We start from the raw sequence: 21,374 nt of genomic DNA on the forward strand, positions 1-21,374 counted from the left end.
ATGTTTCACAAACTTATTCTCTTAAACTAATCCCGACTATATACTAAAAATGTAGAAAAAAAGAGTAGATGAGATGACAGAATGCCATGTCACCAATTACTATTTACAAATTGGGGTGAACAATCCTAGTAATGCCATTAATGGTGAAAAAACCTCTATTCTATTTTTCGAACATCAACAATGCACGAACAAAATGAAGGAGCTGGTTAATGTGAAAAGACTTGATGGAAAAACAGCGATCATTACTGGTGGATCTGGTGGTCTTGGTGAAGCTACTGCGGAAGTGTTTTTAAAAGAAGGTGCAAATGTAGTCTTAGTTGACCTAAATGAGGATGCATTAAATGAAGTCAAATCAAAGCTTAGTCAATTTGGGAATGTAGTAACGATTCAAGCTGATGTTTCAAAAGAAGAAGATGTTAAAAACTATGTTCAAGAAACAATAAAGAAATTTGGTCAAATTGATGTTTTCTTTAATAATGCTGGTATTGAAGGGAAATTTAATTCAATTCTAGATCAAACTGCCGAAGATTTCGATAAAGTGATGAATGTGAATGTTCGCGGTGTATTTCTAGGATTAAAGCATGTACTCCCTATCATGGTGCAACAAGAGCAAGGAAGTGTGATTAACATGTCTTCCGTTGCTGGGTTAATGGGCTTTCCTGGCTTATCTCCATATGCTGCATCTAAGCATGCCGTCGTCGGACTAACAAAAACAGCAGCTTTAGAAGTGGCTGAGAAAAATGTACGTGTGAATTCAATTCACCCATCTCCAGCTAATACGAGAATGATGCGATCTGTAGAATCTGGTGCAAATCCAGAAGATGCGCAAAAAATGAAAGAAACATATACACAATTAATCCCATTAGGACGTTACGGTGAGCCAGTCGATATCGCAAATTTAGTTTTATTCCTTGCATCAGATGAGAGTAATTTTATTACTGGTGTACAATACCGTGTAGATGGTGGTATGGGAGCTAATTAAGAAGAGTAGTTTAACATTGGAATGATCATTGTTACTCTGCATTACTACATAAGAACATAAAAAACGGAGACCTGATTCCTCTTTTGTTCATGTTTTAACATGATAGGAATCAGGTCCTTTTATCAAAGAATTATTGAATCGTGATATTTTTAAACCTAGTATTCACACTACAAGCTATAATAGTTTATCAACTGTTCGTGTCGTGCCCCAAAATAGAAAGCGATAGACTAGCAGCATAATAAAAAACAGATATATAAACTCGAAAAAAGTGAAAGGTTCATAGTCTATTACATATGAATTTACAAAAATCAACAATAAAGACAATAAATCCATTAAAGAGGCTTTACATCTATTTTCCTCGTACAAGTCTTTCGTATTTTTGAGATTAAAGACATCTTTTAATTCCTCACTAACATACCCTTTGACAAATCCTAATCCTATTAAATAAATTCCCATGGCAGGTCCATAAGCCAGATTTAAAAACTGTGTAACCATACAATACAGTATGGTAAAAGAGTAAATACATGATCCGTTTCTCCTTTTATTTAATCCAGCTACTAAACAAATATCATCGAACCAGTATCAATGGTTCAAAAACATCATCAAAAATGGAGTGAGAAAAGATGCAACAATCAAAAGTAGAACTAACCCAGTAAACATATATGTCACATATTTTTTTCGATCGACACCTTGTCTTAATTCCCATAAGCCAATTGTAATAAAGTATAAACCCAGCATAGAAACAATCGCAGGTAGGATTATAAAAATGTTCACTCACTTCTCCCCTTTTTGGCTATTCTTCCAACTCACAACAATATTAACATAATATTCCGAATCTACATATATTTTTCTCATCCGTAAAAAAAAAATGCGATTGTCTCGTTTGCAATCGCACAGTTAATTCTAGAAACCTTTAAATATTTTTGACCACAACTCCCTTTACACTTCCTCATTCTTTCTTTTGAATAAAGGAGATGATGTCCTTATATAAGACTGTCATTTCTTCAGGCGTTTTATCTAACCCATTTTGAACCCATTGTTCGATTAATCCTAAAAAAGCAGATGTGATAAAGGCTAGAAAATATTCCAAAGGAACCTTTACGTTTACAATGAAGCTTTCATTTTTCTCTAAATTAACACGCACTTTCTCTGAGATGGCATTTCTGAATCGAATATGAAACCCCGCCCTACCATGATCACTTAATAAAATCTGCAAAATGGGTGAATGCATCTTGATGCAACTGAACAGCGTATTTGCTAAGTGTTCTTGTTCCTTCTCGAACGAATGAGTAGATGAGTAGCGAGATTGTAATTCATCAATATGCTTTCCTAAATCCGCAAACAATTGTAGCTCGATTTGGTCTAGCAAATCGAATTTATCTTGATAATGCAGATAGAAAGTTCCACGATTTATTTTTGCGGTTTTCGCAATCTCCCCCACCGTAATGGATTCAAATGATTTTGCTTGTAACACTCGCATAAATGAATCCTGAATAAGTTGTTTCGTTCGTCTATTCTTTTCTATATAAACACTCAAAAAAACACCTTCTCTTCCTCAAAATTCAACAATCTGTTCATTTTGTTCATTGCTTTGCCTATTCCCAGATTATAAAATAAAAACACATTACTAAACAACATGTTGAACACTTAGAAAGGATGAGTTCACTTGGAATTATTTAAAAATAAATTAGCATGGGCTGCTCCCATTGCTGTTATATTAATTATAGCGCTCTTCTCAGTAAACTTATTCGCCCAAGGAAATCCACAAGTGAAGAATCTTCCCGTAGCACTTATTGTAAATGATGAGGGCGATCATGTAGAAGCTGTAAAATCAGTAGTTGAACAAATGAGTAAAGGGATCGATGGCAAGGAGCCTACACTCGCTTTTACAATTGTAAAAGAAGCGGATATTGAAGATTTATTTAATGATAAAAAGTACTATGCCGCTTTAGTTATTCCAAAAGGATATAATGAGTCACTACAAAATGCCATCTCCAACAACTCTTCTGCAACATTGCAGGTCTATCTTAACCAAGGTTACAATATGACTGGTGCAAACTATGCGCAGACAGCATTAAACGGTTTAATCACACAGCTTAGCAACCAATATTCGAAAACCTTTATTGCACAGATGGATGGACAAGAAATCAATGCAAGCCAAGCTTCCGTACTTGTGAACCCGATTGTTTCTGAAGAAAAAATATTTAATGCCATTACCGCTTCTACCGCGAATGGTAGTGCGCCAACACTAATGGCAGTGCCCGCTTGGGTAGGTGCACTAATTGGTGGATTCATTCTATTTTTAGCCACATCAAACATCAATAAGAAAGAAGCGTTAACACGTAAACAAACATTACGCTTAATGGGTGGCCAACTGCTATTTGGTATCATTATTGCCCTATTCTCTGGATTTTCTGTGGCGACACTTGCACAGATCGCTGGGATTAACATGCCGAGCTACTTCTTAGTGGCATTCTTTGTATCCTTTGCAGCATTCTGTTTCTATTTACTCGTCTCAGCGATTACCGCTTGGATTGGCAAACCTGCGATTACCTTATTCATGGTCGTGATGCTATTAGGGATGGGTGTTCTTATGACACCACAAGAAATGCTACCAAGCTTCTTCGTACACTTTATTCGTCCATGGGTACCACTACGCTTTGCTTCTGAAGGTTTACGTGAAATTTTCTATTTCGGTAGTGGCTTATACACGGGTGCTTCATTCAACACGATACTAGGGATTGGTATTGCAGGCTTCGTCATTTACATTCTCTCTATTTTTAAACCAGTACGTGTGCAAAAAAACGAATTGAATGAACCAACAAAGTGATTCTATATGACTTTGTGGGAGCTACCTTATAAGATTGAGTCACTCTATTTTGCACAAACTCAAAAAACCAGGTGCCTTACAAGAAATGGAAGGTTTTGTAAAAGTCGAAGTTTTACTGACTAAGAACCTAACAGACTATGATGAGCTTCATGTAAATATGTATTGGAACACAATGGAAGACTTTACCCAATGGAAAAATAGCGATGCTTTTAAGGAAGCCCATCAAGGCCCAGGTAATAACGAACAGGACTCACCTATTTTAGAAAGTGAAATCATTATTTCTGAGGTTGTTTCAACGTTAACATCGAAGGAAGGATAACTTTTACAGAAACTTATCAGCAGTTTACGTACTGAGTATGATTTATATGGATCAAACACCCTCCAATTTATCTATTGAATTTGGAGGGTGTTTATGCGAAGTATTGGTATATTCATCTTAAACTTATCGTATGTTGGACGTCGGGTAATTCTATGAATCTACGTAATAACCACACGTCATTTAAAGCATGGTAAAACCCGAAATTAGTAATGCCAAAGCTAGAATTAGTTTTATATAACCACTATATTTAGGCGTTCCGTGTTGTTTTTCTAATAATGCTAGATAGTTCATGAGGAAAAGTAAGCCAACAGTTAAAATAATAAACCCTAGTATATCATCTTGGATAATCACAGCTCTTAAGGCCATAAATGCAAGTAGAAAATACCCTATATACCCCATAATATATTGCACACGATATTTCATATCTTCTCTCCTACTCTTCACCAAAAAAAGTGAAACACTGTCTATTACTGTTTGGTCATTCATTCAACAAAAAGGTGCATGAATCCTCCTTAGATTTATGTACCTTTTATTTTAAATCTTTTTCGTTTTAAAGCTCTATAACCCTTAGTTAATCACAACATTTTCAACATATTGAGCTTTCCCTCTATCCGTTTGGAGATTTACCTCAATTACATATTCCCCTTTTTCCTTTGGTAAATCGAAGGAAATATCCGTAACCTCTAAATCTAGTTTATGATCATTTTGCCAAATCGAAACACGTAACTCCTCGAGTTTAAAATCTGCATGATCAGAAAGCAAATCCACTTTTTCTCCCGCAGTAAAATACATTTGTTGTTGCTGTTTTGCTAATTCCTCAATATTTTCTGTTTCTTTCTCAATCGGCTTATTCTCTTCTCCACGCCAATCGATATTTGCCTCTACTAATTCTTCTGATTCAATATTGCTGTTACTAGAAAGTGTAATTGTGGGAGGAGAAAAATCATATTCCTCACCAATACAACCTGTTACTATAAAAAGAAAAATCAATCCGATACATAATCTTATCAATACGTTCATTTCGCAACTCGTTGTTAGTCTATTTAATATACTTTAGTTGAACAAAAATATTTTATAACAGTAATTCCATTTCTAAATCCTTATCAATAAAACCCATTTTCCTGTATAGATGGTAACCCTCTTTAGATGTATGTAGCCATATCCGTCCTACCCCCATCCTTTTACAATCGGATATGCACTGTTCTAATAACGAACGAGCTATACCATAGCCTCTGTATTCTGATTTTGTGTACATATTCATGATGTATGCTTCTAACCCGCTTATATTTTCACCATGGGGAGGTCTTTCAAAAAAGACTAAACCGCTAATAGCAATAATTGCCCCACTTGCTTCGGCTACCCATGCAGAAAAACCACCATTAGACAACTTATCCTTAAAATAATGCTGATTTGCTTTGAAGACCTGTGGCCGATTTTTTTCGTTTACGTCACCAACAGCAGTTAAGAGTTCTATTCTTAATTCAGTAATCGCTTCAACATCACTAAGTGAGGCTTTTCTAATGCTCCAATCCATTTTATATTCCCACCTATTCATATTTGTTTTCCTCTATACATCACGCCTTTTTCATGTCGTTTTAGTCACTTAAAATTGTTATTTTTGGAGAATTGTTTTTTCTACTGTACTTTTGGAGGTTGAAGATGTTTTGATTCAAAAGCACTAATACATCGAACTACATGTCTTATTAAAAGAATTCCATTGTTCTAAGATCTCTTTGGTAACTTCTTCGTTATGTATTCTCTGTTGTCTAAAAAACTTTCTAAATGCTACTTGCAATGCATGACAAAATGCATAAAAGGAAAATTCATAGATTTCACGAATATGATGATGTTTTGTCTCAATTCTGATGGAACTGCCGTTTCTTATAAACTTATAAAATGTCATTGCTTCATTGCCATCTACTTCAAAAGAGTGTATTTCTCCATTTAACATAGCTGTCAAATCGGAAAAAAATACGGGTAAAACCATATCACTAATCCCAGCCCGAAATGAAAAGGTTTGTTTATTACCCTCCACTTCAAACATGACATCACCATACTCATCGATTACAGCATTTGATTTATACATAATGTTCATCTTTTATCTCATCCTTCTTACATATCCAGCTCCGTTTGTTTAATAGGGAAAAGGTGTTTTTCTATTGTAGATTAACGTTTCTTTTTATTATGAGCATTGGCACGATTTCACCTCTATTTCTTATTCTAATAAGTGGATCTCACATCCCCCGTTCTATTATACGTTTTAAAATTAATTGAGTTTCATTTCTTTTTCAAATAATCTGCCAAAAAGCGTGTCATCCTTCTGGGAATAAATAGATCTGTTGGAGGATAAGCTGAAAGCCTTTAAGGATTCAAAAGAAATGGCTCAAGAAAGAAATGCTGGTACCTTTGGTCAATTAGATGAATACTTAACAAAGATATAATTGTTAAAATTCCGTCTCATTATCTATTTAGTAATAACTAATTAATAGAAAAAGGGGCTGTCCAAAAAGTCACTGAAAAATGACTTTTGAGGACAGCCCTCATTTTTTGTTTTTTGGGTTTACTAAAAAATCTGGTGTTGATTTCCGCTGCAGGTACTCGCTTTCCGCGGGCGGTCCGGGAGCCTCCTCGTCGCAAGCTCCTGCGGGGTCTCCCCTGGCCACGCTTTTCCCGCAGGAGTCTCGTACCTTCCGCTACAATCAACAAGGTTACAAAATTTAATAGTATTGACTCGTAACTTTTAAAAAAACACACAAAAAAATCATCCTTTTTAGTAAAATGAAGTTACCACACAACATTCCAGAAAGGATGATTTTTTATGAGCAATCAATTGATTACTAATGAAAATTATAACACGCAAACTTCCCTTTTTCCAGAGTTCGAAGAGGAGAAACTAGAAGTTCAAAATGAAGAAAAACAAAAAGAACCTAATCCAAGACAATTAGCCCCTACTTTCAAACCCTACGATAATCGACAAATTCAAATGATTTATGATATCGAATCTCTTATTCCACAACATCACGAGGCCCGTGTAGTAGACGAAATGGTTGAAGCTATTCCTGATGAAAATCTATTTTCATACTATGTAGGCGGTGGCAGAAGTTCTTACCATCCCAAAATGATGCTTAAAATTATCCTTTATGGTTATTCCCAGAAGGTTTATTCTTGCCGAGGGATAGAAAAATTAGCAAATGAAAGTATCCCAGCTATGTGGTTGTCAGCGATGCAACAACCAGATTTCCGTACAATTAATGAGTTCCGTGGGGGACGCATGAAAGACTTTATGGATGAACTATTCGAAGCAATGATTCACAAGTTGATTGAAGAGAACTACATAACATTCGAAAGCTACTTTTTGGATGGCACCAAGATTGAAGCCAACGCCAACAAGTATAGTTTTGTATGGAAACGTGCTACTTCAAATTTTGAAGAGAAATTAAAAGAAAAAATCAAGGAAACCCTTCAGCATATCCATGAAATAACCAGGGCAGAAGCACAACCAGAAGAATTAATAAATCAGGAACAAGAAATCACTGAACAGGAATTAGTAGAAGTTGCCGAAGAACTTGAGGAAAAAGTTGAGGCATTAACAAAGGTAATTGATAGCGAAACAGATAAAGACGTTCGAAAAGAAAAAAGGCAAGAACGGAGTCAATTAAAGAAATCAATCAAGCAAATCCGTGAGGATTTTATACCTCGTATGACTAAATATAAGGAACATAATGAAGTTTTAGGTGATCGTAATAGTTATTCTAAAACGGACAAAGATGCCACCTTCATGCGTATGAAAGAAGATCATATGAAAAATGGCCAACTTAAGCCAGGATACAACGTACAAGTAGGAACAGAAAACCAGTTTATTCTATACTATACAATACATCAACGCCCAACAGACACTCGGTGCTTCATCCCTCATATGGAGAAACTGGCAGCTTCTTCTTTACCAATACCCAAAACGGTTATTGCCGATGCAGGATATGGTAGTGAGGAGAATTATGTTTACGCTGTCGGAGATGAGAAAGAGCAACGATTCGAGTTTCTTATTCCGTATGGAAGCTATGTACAGGAACAAACCCGTAAATATAAAAAAGACATCAAAAACGCAAAAAATTGGACTTACGTGGAAGATGACGACTATTTTATTTGCCCGAAAGGAATGAAAGTAACGTTTAAAAAATACCTGAATAAAAAGAATAAATCTGGCTACGAGCAAAGTTTTAAAATATATGAATGTGAAGATTGTACCGATTGTCCACTAAAAGCACAATGCACAAAAGCAAAAGGGAATCGTCAGATTCATTGGAATACGATTTTTGAAGAAATGAAAGCCAAGGCTAAAACAGCCCTTGAATGTGATGAAAAGTCCGCTATCTACGCTCAACGTAAAGTTGAAGTAGAAAGTGTGTTCGGTCACATCAAGGGCAATAGGTCGTTTCGCAGATTTTCTCTGCGGGGGCTCGACAAAGTATATGTCGAGTTTGGAATTGTGGCATTAGCCCACAATATATTGAAAGTAGCAGGCATACGCCAGCTACTTTCAGAGAAAAATCGAAAAAAACAAAAAGGCAAGGGAGAAAAACGGTCGTTTTTCTCCCTTGCCTTATTTTTTAGGACTTATCGGACAGCCCCTTTTTTTCAAAACACTTATTGAACGAATACAGGTTTATTTATGTGTAGAGCACATCCATAGTCGATTATTGAGCAAAGCACCCTATTGTTTAGGCAATTTACTTACTTCCATTAATGGTGGAGATATTTTTGTAAAATTCCTCAAAACTCAATTGTCCTAAGGCAAACTTCGTGGTTTGAACAAATATACGTTCATTTTTAGTTAGTTCACGTTTTGCTATCTTTTCAATCCATTCTTGTTCTATCTCTAAACGATCTAAAACATGCTTTTGTTTTGAAAAAGCCTCATAGTATCTCAAACCGAATTTCCTTTGTGAAATCGCATCAATATGGATGCCATCTGGATTTGCAGTTAAGTCCTTTGATGTGACAAAATAACAATTTTCTTCTGAGTGAGCAACTTTTGATAAGATCTCGTTTATTTGCTTATATTCGACAGCACTTTTTCCAAAGCCTACTTCTCCAAGAAAATGTCCCAATTCACCGATAATAATCGGGATATTTGGAACATCCAGTTCTTCTCTCAAGTGTTTAAATAAAGTTAGTAATTTATCTTCATATGCTTTATAACGTTCTCCGTAACTATCGCTTTCCCCTTGATGCCACAGAATGCCTATTAATTCACTCGTTTCCATAGCGAATTTTGCTTCAGAAATGGCATGTCTTGTTAGTGGTCCATCAATTGCCCATTCATCAATCGAACTTCCTCCCTCTGCACACGGGATGAGCCCAATGGACTCGCCTGGGTGATCCTCTGTCCAAGCATGAGCAAAAGACGATGCGGGTCCAATACCCGCTATATGACGATCAAAATGAATCGGTTCTGCCATCATTTGCCATATGCCATTTCGCAACATGTTGATGTGCTCATTATAAATCGGTGGGACATCCTCAATAAATCCTCTACCAGCCATGTTTGATTGCCCGATTAACAATATTGATTTCATTGAAAAACCTTCTTTCTCTGTTTACAAAATCATTACATATTTTACCAAGTCGAATGAATATTGATTTCGATATATTTTTCGTCTAATTTACTTATGAATAGACGTGTTGAAAAACCCAGTTTTTAAAAGCATAAAATGCTTCTTCCTGTAATGGCTTGGGGTAAGACATTAATACAAGTGGAACGGAGCTTTGCCCTTGTGCAAGCGCTGGTTGAACATAGCCCCACTTACTAAGGCTAAATCCATTTCGTTCATAAAAGCGGGCTCTTCTTTTTTCGATTTCCCCCTCTGGTGGTTCGATTTCAATCACGACAGGTTTAACCTGTTGTTCGAGAAATGCTTGAAGGAGTTTCGAACCTAGGCCACCATTGCGAAAGCTTGATTTCACAGCAAAATGTTCTAAAAATATAAAGTCAGGACCTTCCCAAGTGGCAAAAAAGGCAGCCAACTCACAATCTTTTTCATAAACAAAGATTTGATAATGTGGGTGGGACAACAATTTCCGTTGTATGTTATATGGCCTAAATTCATCACGTGGGAAAGAGTCTTCAAATAAATGATAAAGATCATCAAATCGTTCTTTTTGTAATATCGTGAGCATGTGACTCTCCTTGAATGGATGATAGAGGAGCTTTTCCAATCTTTTAGTGGAATTTATTTATTTTGTCTTTTATTCACTTCAATCGTTATGAACTCTGGCAAATAGTCGGGCGTACATCCTTTAGCCACCATTTGGCCTTTGTAAAGACCCGTTTTCTCTCCAATTTTAATACAACGCTCACGATGTTTTTCCTCATAAACTCCTATCCAGCCTGCTGTGAAATTCATCGCCCATTGAACTTCTGGTTCTTCCTGCGTAATAGTAGCTTCGATTACAGCTAGCAATTCTTCCGTGTTATCAGGAGGTGTTTGTCCAGTCCATCTCAATCGCGCTTGATAATACCAGAAAGCTCTCCTTTGAAGGGCCGAAGGACTATTTTTCCATGACTCCATCAATGCAATAGTCTTCTTACTTTTGGTGAGCTGATTAGCCATTAACCAATCCATTAAATTATTTCTCTCTTCCAAAGTATGAGTCAGCATATCCTTAACAAGCTTATCTAGGACATCTTGTGCAAGTAGTTTTTTGTCCATAATTAAGATGGCTAATAGTCTAGGCTTGAACTCTTCGGTAGACCAGAGTTCCATGGCAAGTTCGTGATCTTGTTTAATGTCCTTTGCGATTTTTCGTAAATCACCTAGCTTCGATTTACTATCGATCTGTGATAGAATGTTTTCTGCTTTTGATGAGCGGTCTAGCTCTGTAGCTTTGGTTTCACTCATTTTTACAACTCCTTCATTTCGATTGTTTGATGCTATGTACTTATGGGAAATATCAAGAACTCAAGTTTGTATATACTACCATTGGGCATTTATCTTACTCAATTACTATACTACATGAAATATTAAGTTTTTCCCAAACTCACTCCTGAAAAACTCTTTCCATTTCTTTTTTTAGTGCATCATCCTCCAATTCCTCGACAATACCTAATTCTTTAAGAGTAAATGTTTCGGTTGCCTCTACACCTTCGTAACTTGTACTAGTAGATGAAAAGGTAACGGACTTATCCATTCGCTCACCTCAATATGAAATTCCTTCTCTTGTACTAAACTGCTCTGCTTGTTCAATACATTCACTAAAAAAGGCATTAACCCTTCTAGGATTAATGCACTTTTTGTTGAATACCTTACTTAATAAAGATAACTTAATTTGAATGATAAGGTCTAATCAGGAAGATGAAAGGTATCGATTTTTTATTAAACACCCCGTTTATTCCCCCATAAATACGTGTGAAGCTGAGGCAATACTCGTACATCATTCAATTCTGCATGATTCATGACAACATCAACTAATCGTTCGTATTTTTCAATTAGGCGCGGTACCAACTTTTCCTGGTCTTCTGTTTCCAAGTCATCATTCCCTACTTGCAGGAACAGTTTTACATCAGGGTACCTTTTGTGTATGCGAATTGCATATTGTAAATCATCTTCTTCAAAGATAACCACCTTTAGACTGAAGTCACCCTGCTGTTCTTCCTTCAATGAATGGATGATAAAATCCAACGTTTCATAGTTTGTCGTCATTCCTGAGCTAGGTGGCTTAGGCGAAATGGTTAAATCATCTATCTTTGTAAACCATTGCTGCCATCTGCTACCCTGGGTTTCCAAGGCAACCTTCACTTGCTTTTCATGAAGCAAATCTATCAAACTATCTAATTGTGCTAACAATCCTGGATTTCCCCCAGAGATCGTAACATGATTAAAACGTTCGCCGCCCATTTCGAATAACGCATCCACGATTTCACGTGGTTCCATCATTCGTATCAATTCCTTTTCAGAACCGTCCCAGGTAAATTTCGAATCACACCACGAACAGGAATAGTCACAGCCAGCTGTTCTAACAAACATTGTTTTTTGGCCGATCACCATTCCTTCCCCTTGAATGGTTGGACCAAAAATCTCAAGTACAGGTATTTTTCTCATAATGATTTCTCCTTGGGTCGGTAAATACAATAGCTCGTAGGTGTCTCCCTTACAAATACCTGAACACAAGTTGGCTGATTCGGAAGAGAATCGAGATGTTCTTGAATGATTTCATATATCGTCCTAGCAACTACCTCTGTTGTAGGGAAATAAGTAGAATCTTGGTCGGAGAATTTGCTGTCTTCATTCATGACACGATGATCAAATCTTTTGTGAATTAAATCTTTAATCTGTTTAAAATTAACCAAAAACCCTGTGTGATCTAGCTTATCACCAGCAATGGTGATATTTGTAAAATAGGTATGTCCATGCATATTTTGACAGTTACCAGCATCTTCATGTGGAACATAATGAGCTGCAGCAAATTGAAAATCTTTATTTAACTCATATGCGTAAGGATGTTGTGTAACTGGATAAATCTGTTGCAACATGAATCATCACTCCTTCGTATGTTTTTTTGTCTTTCGGAGCTTATATCCATCAAAATAAAAAAAGACAACACTAAGTAGATGCTGTCCTAGCTCCTTAGTTTTTTATAGAGGGATGGAATTTCGAACCTCTCCTGCCAACGCAGACTTCTTTATTCACTTACATGATTACTTTACCATATCTAATACGTAGAATTAAGGAATATTTCTCAATCTCAAAAATAGAGGTCATTTGTTTTGAAATAAACGAACGATCCCATACGAAAAATTGATAACGCACCCGCTAGAAGAGTAAGGGTAAAACTTTTATCCTCTTAAATATTATAGCTTTCTTTCAAAAATGATTTGTATTACTGTTGCCTGCCCACCCGCACCCACTGTTAACGGTGCAAACGTATGCAAACGCCATCCTTCTTGTGCATGTTCTTTAATAATCGCTTCATAGTCTTCTTTCGCTTTACCAGTTAACGCACCAACCTGAATTTGAACGAACTTGTAATCATACATATGATTACCTCCTCTTAAATAAATAGTAGTTAGTTTTCTTTTCAAAAAGACATTTTTGTTTCATTCAATTTATCTACTATTTCTGATTTTTCAGGATATGAATCTCCTCTTCTAGATTTTGAATTTTCTGCTGAAGTTCCTTCTTCGGTTCAGTTATGTGTTGACCTCCTATAACAAAAAGACCAATGACTGTTACAATTCCACCTGCTAAAGCCATAACGAATAAAAAGGTGATATCAAAAATCTCAATCAACTCCTGTATTCATTGTGATATACGAATTCACAAAGACTAGGTTTCAGGTATATTTGTCTAATCTCATACATAATATGCAAATATTCTTGAGGTTTTCTTTGTACAAAATGGATTAGGGCATTTCTAGTGTCAGCTTTTCTTTCATTTTTTCAATTACAGTTCTATAGAATGTAACTTGATGAGGAACGAATTTTTCCCTTCCAACATTCTCATGAATATACACTTTATTTCCGTCATCCTTCATTTCAAATCCACTAATCTTGATCGTTTCTCTTTCACCTAACCAGAGTTCTTCAAAATGATGAAAATTGACTTTTACCATTCCTGCAACTTCGTCTTCCTGGAGAGTAAAGTCATCAAGGTAGTGTGGACTACAAAAAGACGTGTGCTATTTCCTTATCGATAAAATTTTCCCTGATAACCGTGTAGTCGACGACTCCCAAGGGGATTAAATCCTGAAAGGAAAGATCAATCCCAATTTCCTCCTCGATCTCTCTTATCCCATCTTCTACTCTTTCATTCGCCAGTAAATGCCCAGCAGCCGTTATGTCCAAGAGATTAGGATAATCCTTTTTATTTTTGCTACGAAGTTGTAAATATAGCTTATAGGTTCCCTCTTCTTCACAAATAAACCAACAGTGAAATACTTCGTGCCAATAACCGAGTCTATGTACATCTTCACGAGATGCAATACCAATGTGATTTTTATTTTCATCAAAAATTCTTAATTGCTCCGTTTCCACACGTTTTCCCCTCCAATGTATAAGTTTTAAACATATTTCTTGTGGGCCGATTCGTTAACTTCCTACCTTTTAACAAAAAATGCTTTCACCCTTCTTGGATAAAAGCACTCATACTATCATTTTACCCGTCCTATCCATTTACACGATAAATTTTGTAAACCACGCGATGTACTTGCTCCCAAGATGAACAAAAGTTGAGCAGTGCAATCTTGATGTAACCTATAACAATCCCCAAAATAAATAGGTGTGTGCGGTAAGCAGAAAAATAAGGAGTCCTATGGAAAGTACTTTGATAATTTGTTTTTGAGACTGATATAAAACAAATATAGTAGCAATCCAGAGTAGAAATTCTAAAATATTAATCATATCAAAATACCAAAACCCAAAAACAAAAGTCTGTCTTGTAATGAACACAAATATGATTGTTGAAATAGAAAGAGCCATTACACCTTTCCCTTTTGCATACCAAGTGACAAAAGCTAAAAATGGTGAAATACAAGTTAGAGAAATCCAAATCATCATATACGATTTAGGAAAAAAACCAGCTACCAGAACGGTGTATAGATAATAACTGCCGACCATACCGACGAAAAACAAAAATACATTTACAGCAGACCGAACAGGCGATTTACTATAAACAGATATAACGGTCGCCAGGAAAATCCAAACCCCCATGCGAGAAAAGAAATTACGTAAGTCGAAAATTTCGAGAAAATAAGGTAAATGATTACTTGGGGTTGTATCAAGCACCTTGGAAAGAACGCCTAAAAGTACCCCTATAATCAATAGTAAAGTCGAATAAAAGAACTGCCTTAATGGCGATATTTTTATTGGTCTACGAATCTCATTTAAAAAATCGATCATTTATACTCTCCCAATTATAAAAATCGTATTTAACGAATTGAATTACTCAGGGGTAGTTAGAATTGTTTTCGCAGTCGTTACAGTATGTATATCAATAATTCGTGCAAAATCAAAACATCCATTCACAGGCGCTTGGATCAATTGCGTATGTGTAATAATCGGCATTTGCTTCTCTTTCATAGAAAACCATTTTTTCATATCATGATTCAAATCTTCTCCCCGTTACTTAAGAAATTCAACATATAAGTATATGAATCCTTCTTGGATAGTCACACCTTCTTTTTAAAAAATGGTCGTGATTTCCACTAACTGTGCCCAGTACTATTGGTAAACAAAGCCGAAGTTCCCAGAAATATTTTTTTGTTCTTGATATGAAATGCGTTTCATCAATTACAATTATTTTGAATAACACAAGACGATAAGGAGTGAAGAAATTGTTCGTCCTAAAAGGAATCTTATGCTTAATCTTCTTATGTGCTTCTGTTCTGGTATTCGCATCATTTGCCATCTCTCAGTTCCCCAAAAACAATCTAAATAAAACAAACGAAAAAAACAAGGACGATTACGACTATTTATTTGATATCTATGGATAAGGGAACACGAAAGAAATAAATCATAAAAAGAGCCTATAACTAATTTTTTTTACCACATGTTATCGGCTCTTTGTCATTTGTTAATAACTGACATATTTAGTTGATGTCCATAATTTAGCTTTACCGTTGGCATTTCGAGTAATGGAACGGGAAGTTAATCTACCCCGTATCCGCCAAACAACGATCATTTTTATTCCACAACACCCCCTTATGGAAACTTCAAATCATGATCTTTTTCACATATAAAAAGAGTTCAAATTTGAACTCTTCTTGATATCTAGTTCCCCAGTCCTGCTCCATTATCGTTTTGAACATAAGTTACTTATCAGGTAATAACTGTATTTTAAAAATATTTGTTATGCCTGCGCGGTCGGTAAGAATTGTGATTGAAACCAAATCACCTTCTGATAAATCAGAAAGCTGAATTAGATCATTCTGCCGATATAGACTCACTTCTCCCCATATATCATATTGAAACTCCCCACGATACTTCTCATCATTGAGAGAAATACCTTCAACTATGAGAGATTTCTCACCAACTTCTTTTATTTCTGCGTAGAATGTCTGGATATCAGAATGTGACATCGACCATGCTTCTTCTTCGTAATCTTTATAGGCATTCACATATCCTGCAAAATAGCTAATCATTATGCAAATGAGTAAAACGGTGATGGTCATAACAATTGCAACTTTATTTGGGGGGATCATTGAAGGACGCTTGCCTTCGGTTGTGACTAACGCTTTATTGATATGTCGCTTATAGACTTGAAAATAAACGAAAACAGTAGCGACTAATATAAGTAGAATTGCAAACAGTGCAATAATAAAAATAGGAAAACCCATCTAATTGCCTCCCCTATATTCCAAAAGATTCTTTAAATATGTAGTAATAGCTTCTGGTTACATCAACACTTTTCCCATTCGCCATGGTAAGGATAAACTTCGACGAGAGTGTAGGTTTAATTCGTTTTACCTTATTTTTTGCAATGACAACTGAGTTACTTATCCGCAAAAATTTTGTTGGGTCTAGCAAACTGACAATTCGGTATAATCGGTCGGTAGCTTGATATTGTGATTCTTGCGTTTGTACCTCTACTACATGACCGAACGATTCGATACACACAATATCCTCTACCGATAAAATAACCCGCGCATTTGATCCATTTTCTCTTACAGTTAGGTTATCAATGAAACTATTGGTTTCACTTAATACCAAGTCGGCATGATCATCTATTTCAATTCCCCGTTCCTCAAGTGCGGTTTTAATTTCCTCATAACGTTCATTTCGAATGTCAAGTTTGATTTTCAATTCGTATCCTCCTTTCTTTCACCGTGATACACCATCATATTTTAAACGTACTATAACAATCAGATTTTTGTATTTCAATAAAAGATGAACACTTTACATATATAGCCTCATAGATTACATAAAATGGTGGATACAACTTGAAAGCAGTTTTTTCTATTGTACTGTTGTGAATGTGAAAAATGGTGAAAAACCAATCTCCGCTCCTCCATCAAGACACTCGGTATTACGAATTTTCATAGGCCATAAAAAAGAAAAAAACTGCCCTCGTGACAGTTGTGAATTTCAAATCTTCCAACCTATTACATGATTCGTGAGCCCTCTATAACCTAGAGCTATGTTTTAAAATTCGTTCTTTTATGGAATGATCCTCATTATTCCATACCTCGTGTTAGAGTTCCGATACTTGTTGTAATACTTCGTCAGTTGCAAATGCTACTATTTTTACCACCTTTCTCCCTCCAATATTTTATATAAATATTATTGTCCCAAATACAACAAAACGGCCATCTAATTGAGTGACCGTTTTGTGCAATTAAAACATTTTCCTTTTCCATGATATCTTGAATGATCACGAGAAACTTCCGATAATTATCCCTGCAAGGATCATGCTGATAACATGAAAACCAGCCGTTATAAAGTAAAGTTTCAACTTCATTCCTTCATAGAAGGTGTTCGTGGCAGAGGTACCGGCGATGATAAGACCCACTACTAACCCAAGCCATAAACCATCAACCGAACCGTCGATTCCTGCCCATCCTGCAATAATCGCTAACAAAAAGGAATTAACAATAGCCATCAAAATCGATCCCATCATCACTTTTCCTATGTTAGGAAGATCCTCCTCCTTTAATCCTTTTAACGATTGCCACGTATTCCAAAAGACTTTAGGTGAGTACCAGATTGAACCAAAAATACAGATAGCTACCGCACTTATCATTACTGCTAAATAACTTATTTCATTAAAATACAAATCCACGTCTTTCCCTCCAACATTAGGCCATTCAAGATTTGTTCTCAATTATAAAAGGATTAAATCTTAATAGCAAATAGGAATCCAAGGAGGCCGCCCTCCTTTGCTTGCCCGACCAGTTAGTTGAAGAGGGAATTCAATAAAAAGGGACCCCTTTCCAACATAGTAAAAGGGACGAATTAGTTATCTCGGAGTACCGCAACTAAAAAAATATATAAATAGATAGAAAACACCGCAGTTACGAAAAAAATCGTCCTTACAATTAATGGGGATATCCGAGAGTCTCAGCTATTCCCGTACATACTCCAAATAAATATCTATCAGTGGTTGATTTCGAAACCTTTTGTAGCATTTCCGTCCCCCTTCTAACTTGCTTAATCTATTTTGCTTCACTCTGTCATTTGTCTTGTTTGAATATTCCATTACCACATAAGCAACAGATAATGGAATCTCTACTAATGACATACTAGAAGTATAGACTCGTTTCTCGATGTTTTAATTTTGAATAACCCCCTCTTAAATCAGCTCAACCTTAAATTTAAAAGGACTATAACTAGTTTTTTGGCTATCATCTTGTTCAACAATTGGTGTTGTACCGCTGGAAAATCAAATCAGAAAGGTTCTCACTATTACTCTACTTCTTGTCTCAATAATATTTTCAGTTTCTCTGGAGGATTACAATGTGGATGATTCATATAGATTTCTTGCATATCACCCTTAAGGCTGTACCCCTGTTGCTGTAAATCATTAACTAGTCTTTCTCTTGTAAGATGGATCGATTCATAGCTACCTTCGTGTAAGAGTTGAGCACAATTCCGTTCAGAAACATTGGCAATTTCCAATTTAAAATCTATTTCTCCCAGCCTTTTCTTTAAATCTTCCATTGTAAGGTTATACAGATCTAGGTTGATGTACTCTGGTACTGCCATCATAGCCCTGTACGGTACAAGAGAATCCTCTTGTGCAATATCCTTCCACTCCATCTCTAGGGGCATTCGGCTAAAATTTCGCTCTAGCTGATGGATTGTATAATGTTTGACACGGTTGATAAACCTTCCCATGGTCCAAATTTCTTTATAATCGTACATCTGATAGATGTTACGCGCCCCTAAACCTGATGCTGTTAGATACGTCATTTCTGGAAGAACATATAGGGCAACTTCCTTGTCTTTCAAAGAATAATACTTTCTATACTGTTTTTTTAAATCTTCTCTTACAAGTCCCCCTCTGCCTATAACCATCTTGGACTCACCTCTATATGATTTAATTGATAACTGAATCTTATTTCCCCTTGGTTTCTCTTATCACAGAACATGACGACTTACAGTCCATCTACGACTTGTCTTCTTCAACACCGCAGGTTTTAGTTAATAAAGAGATTTACTTTTTTCTAGATTGAATGTATTTTTGCGTGAGGAATCCAACATTAAACACCGAAAAAATCATAATAAAGAAAAAGAATACCCGAACGAACAAAAACCTCTCGTCACCAATAAATTCAATATTAGATAAGGAATGATAAATAAGACAAATCGCAACGAAGATAAACAAAATTAATTGTCCTTTTATAGACTTAATCATAATATCCCCCTAAAATTCTAAGTTTTCTGTATAATTATACCATTTTTTCACTTACTTGATTCACTCAAATTCAATAGATCCGTAATTTAATAGATCCTCTCAATTCACGTACCGAGAGTATTGCCCCTTACAAACTATTGTATTTACCCCCAATTCGGTTATGAACCCATCGCATTTATACGAATCTTTTTCTTCTCCTAAACTTGGAATATGTTAATATAAAAGTAAAATATACCCATATTTGGTAAAGTTTATTCGAATTAATATAGTTAGGAAGGTATGTTGACTTGCTTAATAAACTTTTTGGCCCAAAAAAGAAACATTCAGATGATGAATACCGACTGATTTATGATTTATTCTATGACCGTGTTTACCGCGATGCTTATTTCGTTACTAGAGATCAACACTTAGCCCAGGATGTTGTTCAGGACACTTTTATTAAAGGGTTTAGAGATTTAGATAATTTAAAGGATAAGTCTAAGATCGGTGCTTGGTTATCTACAATTGCTACCAGAACAGCAATCGATTTAATACGCAAACAAAAAATATGGAACGGAATTCCGACAGAAGACGTCTATTTGGAAATAGATAAAGATAATCATACAAATTCCGTTGAAAAAGAGGTTGAAATAAAGCTTATGTTACAAGAAGTAGGAGAAGTACTTTCTGAACTTCGAATCGAGTATCGAGAAATCCTGCTATTAAAATACATTCATGAATTAAAAGAAAAAGAAATAGCGGAATTACTTCATTTAAAAGAAGGAACAGTGAAATCTAGAATATTTCGAGCTAGAAAAGAATTAAGAGACATTTTAATTTGTAAAAACTCTAACCAGTATATGGATGGTGAAGTATTATGAAAAGTCCCGATCCACGAAGGGATCACGTTCTTGGAGATTCATTGAAATGTCACTATCAAAACATCCCTTCACCACCCTCATCGAAAGAAGAAACATGGATAAACATAAAACAAGGAATGACAGAAAATAAAAAGAAGAAGCTGAGGTTTAAACCAGGCCTATTTGCTGCGTCTATCTTAATCGCATGCCTGATTGGAACATTAATATTTGAAAATAGACCAGGTAGTGCATTTGGTTGGATTATGAAATATTTTCAAAGAAGCAATGGTTCGATTCCTCAAATAGAAGAATCAATGAGCACTGGCGGGCCAACTCATACCCCCCTCCCTTCTCCTGACTCTTTAATCGAGATAGGTTCTTTTTCGAAAGAAGAGACCATGAGTTTAGCTGACGCAGAACTAGAAGTCGATTTTGATATCCTACTCCCGACTTTTTTGCCACAAGGAACCGAACTAATAGATGTCACTGTGTTTTACGACATGAATGAAACGAGTCATTATGTTATTTTAAATTACAGCAACCAACTCAAGATCCAGCAAATTGCATTTGAAGAGGAAATGAGGAGTACATCCATCGTTGATAATGAAGATATCAAGGTAGAAGCCATGAGGATTCATAAAGAAAGGGCAACCCTGTATACATTTAAGGATCAGACAAGTAGGCTAACCTTCACTCATATGAATACCAGTGTCATCATAGAAGGGAGTTTATCTGGACAAGAATTAATATCAATAGCAGAATCTATGGAATAAGAAGGAGCTACCTATAATTGTTCGACTAAACTGTTATAGGTAGCTCCTTTACTGTTTCTCTTAAATGAATTACCAATCATCGCAATAATCAACCTGCAAGTTTTGTATATTGTAATCTGACAGTTGAATCTTATTTCTGAATTATACCCATCAACCAAACAAAAAAGCACATTGGAATCGCAACCATTATTCCTCCTGCAAGTAAATAGACCATAGACTTGAGGATACATTTAAACACATCATATATAGCTCCTATTAAGTCATCAACAAATTTCACCACTACT

The 21,374-nt window shown here is 35.8% G+C and carries 31 protein-coding genes and 1 riboswitch; of the genes, 6 read left to right on the top strand and 25 right to left on the bottom strand.

Annotated features, from left to right (window positions below; genetic code table 11):
- Positions 1–211: 211 nt before the first annotated feature.
- Entirely contained in the window at positions 212–982 is a 771-nt protein-coding gene (locus ACWPVE_RS00310) for an SDR family NAD(P)-dependent oxidoreductase (protein ID WP_453990816.1), read from the top strand.
- 582 nt (positions 983–1,564) lie between these two features.
- On the opposite strand, the gene ACWPVE_RS00315 is transcribed toward ACWPVE_RS00310, so the two are convergent.
- On the bottom strand, positions 1,565–1,756 hold the full coding sequence (locus ACWPVE_RS00315) for a hypothetical protein (RefSeq protein ID WP_453989780.1): 192 nt from the start codon (positions 1,754–1,756) through the stop codon (positions 1,565–1,567).
- A gap of 175 nt (positions 1,757–1,931) precedes the next feature.
- Positions 1,932–2,519: a TetR/AcrR family transcriptional regulator gene (locus ACWPVE_RS00320; protein WP_453989782.1), complete on the bottom strand. Its 588-nt coding sequence runs from the start codon at positions 2,517–2,519 to the stop codon at positions 1,932–1,934.
- A 129-nt stretch (positions 2,520–2,648) separates the two neighbouring features.
- On the opposite strand from ACWPVE_RS00320, the gene ACWPVE_RS00325 reads away from it, so the two are divergent.
- Together ACWPVE_RS00325 and ACWPVE_RS00330 are read left to right on the top strand one after the other, a co-directional pair.
- A complete protein-coding gene (locus ACWPVE_RS00325) occupies positions 2,649–3,812 on the top strand; it encodes an ABC transporter permease (RefSeq protein WP_453989783.1) in 1,164 nt (387 codons plus the stop codon).
- A 49-nt stretch (positions 3,813–3,861) separates the two neighbouring features.
- Entirely contained in the window at positions 3,862–4,131 is a 270-nt protein-coding gene (locus tag ACWPVE_RS00330; RefSeq protein WP_453989785.1) for an antibiotic biosynthesis monooxygenase, read from the top strand.
- Positions 4,132–4,311: 180 nt separating this feature from the next.
- On the opposite strand, the gene ACWPVE_RS00335 is transcribed toward ACWPVE_RS00330, so the two are convergent.
- From ACWPVE_RS00335 to ACWPVE_RS00350, 4 genes are all read right to left on the bottom strand, one after another.
- The gene (locus ACWPVE_RS00335; RefSeq protein ID WP_453989787.1) at positions 4,312–4,554 is read right to left on the bottom strand and encodes a hypothetical protein; all 243 of its coding nucleotides are present in this window, start codon (positions 4,552–4,554) and stop codon (positions 4,312–4,314) included.
- 144 nt (positions 4,555–4,698) lie between these two features.
- The gene (locus ACWPVE_RS00340) at positions 4,699–5,151 is read right to left on the bottom strand and encodes a hypothetical protein (protein ID WP_453989789.1); all 453 of its coding nucleotides are present in this window, start codon (positions 5,149–5,151) and stop codon (positions 4,699–4,701) included.
- 52 nt (positions 5,152–5,203) lie between these two features.
- Positions 5,204–5,665, bottom strand: coding sequence for a GNAT family N-acetyltransferase (locus ACWPVE_RS00345; RefSeq protein ID WP_453989791.1), 462 nt, complete (start codon positions 5,663–5,665; stop codon positions 5,204–5,206).
- A 144-nt stretch (positions 5,666–5,809) separates the two neighbouring features.
- Positions 5,810–6,226, bottom strand: a complete 417-nt coding sequence (locus ACWPVE_RS00350) for a hypothetical protein (RefSeq protein WP_453989793.1) — start codon at positions 6,224–6,226, stop codon at positions 5,810–5,812.
- Positions 6,227–6,949: 723 nt separating this feature from the next.
- On the opposite strand from ACWPVE_RS00350, the gene ACWPVE_RS00355 reads away from it, so the two are divergent.
- Positions 6,950–8,782, top strand: coding sequence for an IS1182 family transposase (locus tag ACWPVE_RS00355; RefSeq protein WP_453989795.1), 1,833 nt, complete (start codon positions 6,950–6,952; stop codon positions 8,780–8,782).
- Between the two features lie 76 nt (positions 8,783–8,858).
- Here ACWPVE_RS00355 and ACWPVE_RS00360 read toward each other — a convergent pair whose 3' ends face one another.
- From ACWPVE_RS00360 to ACWPVE_RS00445, 18 genes are all read right to left on the bottom strand, one after another.
- Positions 8,859–9,707 (bottom strand): sialate O-acetylesterase, encoded by an 849-nt coding sequence (locus ACWPVE_RS00360; protein WP_453989797.1) that lies wholly within the window; start codon positions 9,705–9,707, stop codon positions 8,859–8,861.
- Positions 9,708–9,798: 91 nt separating this feature from the next.
- Entirely contained in the window at positions 9,799–10,308 is a 510-nt protein-coding gene (locus ACWPVE_RS00365; RefSeq protein ID WP_453989799.1) for a GNAT family N-acetyltransferase, read from the bottom strand.
- A 53-nt stretch (positions 10,309–10,361) separates the two neighbouring features.
- Positions 10,362–11,030, bottom strand: a complete 669-nt coding sequence (locus ACWPVE_RS00370) for a DNA alkylation repair protein (RefSeq protein WP_453989801.1) — start codon at positions 11,028–11,030, stop codon at positions 10,362–10,364.
- 139 nt (positions 11,031–11,169) lie between these two features.
- Positions 11,170–11,319 (bottom strand): hypothetical protein, encoded by a 150-nt coding sequence (locus ACWPVE_RS00375; RefSeq protein ID WP_453989803.1) that lies wholly within the window; start codon positions 11,317–11,319, stop codon positions 11,170–11,172.
- A gap of 185 nt (positions 11,320–11,504) precedes the next feature.
- Positions 11,505–12,233 (bottom strand): 7-carboxy-7-deazaguanine synthase QueE, encoded by a 729-nt coding sequence (gene queE, locus ACWPVE_RS00380; RefSeq protein WP_453990818.1) that lies wholly within the window; start codon positions 12,231–12,233, stop codon positions 11,505–11,507.
- The gene (queD, locus tag ACWPVE_RS00385; protein WP_453989804.1) at positions 12,227–12,661 is read right to left on the bottom strand and encodes a 6-carboxytetrahydropterin synthase QueD; all 435 of its coding nucleotides are present in this window, start codon (positions 12,659–12,661) and stop codon (positions 12,227–12,229) included. The genes queE and queD overlap by 7 nt, the downstream gene beginning before the upstream one ends.
- Before the next feature lie 88 nt (positions 12,662–12,749).
- A riboswitch (PreQ1 riboswitch) is annotated at positions 12,750–12,796 on the bottom strand.
- 183 nt (positions 12,797–12,979) lie between these two features.
- The gene (locus ACWPVE_RS00390; protein WP_453989806.1) at positions 12,980–13,165 is read right to left on the bottom strand and encodes a DUF4177 domain-containing protein; all 186 of its coding nucleotides are present in this window, start codon (positions 13,163–13,165) and stop codon (positions 12,980–12,982) included.
- A 76-nt stretch (positions 13,166–13,241) separates the two neighbouring features.
- A complete protein-coding gene (locus ACWPVE_RS00395) occupies positions 13,242–13,418 on the bottom strand; it encodes a hypothetical protein (protein WP_453989808.1) in 177 nt (58 codons plus the stop codon).
- A gap of 112 nt (positions 13,419–13,530) precedes the next feature.
- Entirely contained in the window at positions 13,531–13,740 is a 210-nt protein-coding gene (locus tag ACWPVE_RS00400; RefSeq protein ID WP_453989809.1) for a hypothetical protein, read from the bottom strand.
- A gap of 49 nt (positions 13,741–13,789) precedes the next feature.
- Positions 13,790–14,161, bottom strand: a complete 372-nt coding sequence (locus ACWPVE_RS00405) for an NUDIX hydrolase (protein ID WP_453989811.1) — start codon at positions 14,159–14,161, stop codon at positions 13,790–13,792.
- Between the two features lie 219 nt (positions 14,162–14,380).
- A complete protein-coding gene (locus ACWPVE_RS00410; RefSeq protein WP_453989813.1) occupies positions 14,381–15,025 on the bottom strand; it encodes a hypothetical protein in 645 nt (214 codons plus the stop codon).
- 42 nt (positions 15,026–15,067) lie between these two features.
- Positions 15,068–15,235: a hypothetical protein gene (locus tag ACWPVE_RS00415; protein ID WP_453989814.1), complete on the bottom strand. Its 168-nt coding sequence runs from the start codon at positions 15,233–15,235 to the stop codon at positions 15,068–15,070.
- A 701-nt stretch (positions 15,236–15,936) separates the two neighbouring features.
- Complete coding sequence (locus ACWPVE_RS00420) at positions 15,937–16,461, bottom strand: hypothetical protein (protein WP_453989816.1); 525 nt, start codon at positions 16,459–16,461, stop codon at positions 15,937–15,939.
- 13 nt (positions 16,462–16,474) lie between these two features.
- Positions 16,475–16,927 (bottom strand): LytTR family DNA-binding domain-containing protein, encoded by a 453-nt coding sequence (locus tag ACWPVE_RS00425; protein WP_453989818.1) that lies wholly within the window; start codon positions 16,925–16,927, stop codon positions 16,475–16,477.
- A gap of 568 nt (positions 16,928–17,495) precedes the next feature.
- Positions 17,496–17,903: a DUF1761 domain-containing protein gene (locus tag ACWPVE_RS00430; protein WP_453989820.1), complete on the bottom strand. Its 408-nt coding sequence runs from the start codon at positions 17,901–17,903 to the stop codon at positions 17,496–17,498.
- 256 nt (positions 17,904–18,159) lie between these two features.
- Positions 18,160–18,249: a PspC domain-containing protein gene (locus ACWPVE_RS00435; protein ID WP_453989822.1), complete on the bottom strand. Its 90-nt coding sequence runs from the start codon at positions 18,247–18,249 to the stop codon at positions 18,160–18,162.
- A gap of 277 nt (positions 18,250–18,526) precedes the next feature.
- Positions 18,527–19,138 carry a GyrI-like domain-containing protein gene (locus tag ACWPVE_RS00440; RefSeq protein WP_453989824.1) on the bottom strand — a complete coding sequence of 204 codons (612 nt, stop codon included), beginning with the start codon at positions 19,136–19,138 and terminating at the stop codon, positions 18,527–18,529.
- Between the two features lie 139 nt (positions 19,139–19,277).
- Entirely contained in the window at positions 19,278–19,478 is a 201-nt protein-coding gene (locus tag ACWPVE_RS00445) for a hypothetical protein (RefSeq protein ID WP_453989826.1), read from the bottom strand.
- Positions 19,479–19,765: 287 nt separating this feature from the next.
- Between ACWPVE_RS00445 and ACWPVE_RS00450 the strand changes: the two genes are divergently transcribed.
- Positions 19,766–20,338, top strand: coding sequence for an RNA polymerase sigma factor (locus tag ACWPVE_RS00450; protein ID WP_453989828.1), 573 nt, complete (start codon positions 19,766–19,768; stop codon positions 20,336–20,338).
- Entirely contained in the window at positions 20,335–21,090 is a 756-nt protein-coding gene (locus tag ACWPVE_RS00455) for a DUF4367 domain-containing protein (RefSeq protein ID WP_453989830.1), read from the top strand. Before ACWPVE_RS00450 ends, ACWPVE_RS00455 begins: the two co-directional genes overlap by 4 nt.
- Before the next feature lie 130 nt (positions 21,091–21,220).
- On the opposite strand, the gene ACWPVE_RS00460 is transcribed toward ACWPVE_RS00455, so the two are convergent.
- Positions 21,221–21,370, bottom strand: a complete 150-nt coding sequence (locus tag ACWPVE_RS00460; RefSeq protein WP_453989832.1) for a hypothetical protein — start codon at positions 21,368–21,370, stop codon at positions 21,221–21,223.
- Positions 21,371–21,374: the final 4 nt, after the last annotated feature.

It is taken from the genome of Bacillus nitroreducens, from assembly GCF_964021195.1.

Bases quoted from the DNA above. Each gene is read 5' to 3' on its own strand.
- ACWPVE_RS00390 (WP_453989806.1), bottom strand. From the start codon at position 13,165: ATGTATGATTACAAGTTCGTTCAAATTCAGGTTGGTGCGTTAACTGGT.
- ACWPVE_RS00400 (WP_453989809.1), bottom strand. From the start codon at position 13,740: ATGGTAAAAGTCAATTTTCATCATTTTGAAGAACTCTGGTTAGGTGAA.
- ACWPVE_RS00360 (WP_453989797.1), bottom strand. From the start codon at position 9,707: ATGAAATCAATATTGTTAATCGGGCAATCAAACATGGCTGGTAGAGGA.
- ACWPVE_RS00365 (WP_453989799.1), bottom strand. From the start codon at position 10,308: ATGCTCACGATATTACAAAAAGAACGATTTGATGATCTTTATCATTTA.
- ACWPVE_RS00445 (WP_453989826.1), bottom strand. From the start codon at position 19,478: ATGATTAAGTCTATAAAAGGACAATTAATTTTGTTTATCTTCGTTGCG.
- ACWPVE_RS00455 (WP_453989830.1), top strand. From the start codon at position 20,335: ATGAAAAGTCCCGATCCACGAAGGGATCACGTTCTTGGAGATTCATTG.
- ACWPVE_RS00375 (WP_453989803.1), bottom strand. From the start codon at position 11,319: ATGGATAAGTCCGTTACCTTTTCATCTACTAGTACAAGTTACGAAGGT.
- ACWPVE_RS00335 (WP_453989787.1), bottom strand. From the start codon at position 4,554: ATGAAATATCGTGTGCAATATATTATGGGGTATATAGGGTATTTTCTA.
- ACWPVE_RS00350 (WP_453989793.1), bottom strand. From the start codon at position 6,226: ATGAACATTATGTATAAATCAAATGCTGTAATCGATGAGTATGGTGAT.
- ACWPVE_RS00345 (WP_453989791.1), bottom strand. From the start codon at position 5,665: ATGGATTGGAGCATTAGAAAAGCCTCACTTAGTGATGTTGAAGCGATT.
- ACWPVE_RS00435 (WP_453989822.1), bottom strand. From the start codon at position 18,249: ATGCTACAAAAGGTTTCGAAATCAACCACTGATAGATATTTATTTGGA.
- ACWPVE_RS00440 (WP_453989824.1), bottom strand. From the start codon at position 19,138: ATGGTTATAGGCAGAGGGGGACTTGTAAGAGAAGATTTAAAAAAACAG.
- ACWPVE_RS00420 (WP_453989816.1), bottom strand. From the start codon at position 16,461: ATGGGTTTTCCTATTTTTATTATTGCACTGTTTGCAATTCTACTTATA.
- queD (WP_453989804.1), bottom strand. From the start codon at position 12,661: ATGTTGCAACAGATTTATCCAGTTACACAACATCCTTACGCATATGAG.
- ACWPVE_RS00355 (WP_453989795.1), top strand. From the start codon at position 6,950: ATGAGCAATCAATTGATTACTAATGAAAATTATAACACGCAAACTTCC.
- ACWPVE_RS00410 (WP_453989813.1), bottom strand. From the start codon at position 15,025: ATGATCGATTTTTTAAATGAGATTCGTAGACCAATAAAAATATCGCCA.
- ACWPVE_RS00370 (WP_453989801.1), bottom strand. From the start codon at position 11,030: ATGAGTGAAACCAAAGCTACAGAGCTAGACCGCTCATCAAAAGCAGAA.
- ACWPVE_RS00340 (WP_453989789.1), bottom strand. From the start codon at position 5,151: ATGAACGTATTGATAAGATTATGTATCGGATTGATTTTTCTTTTTATA.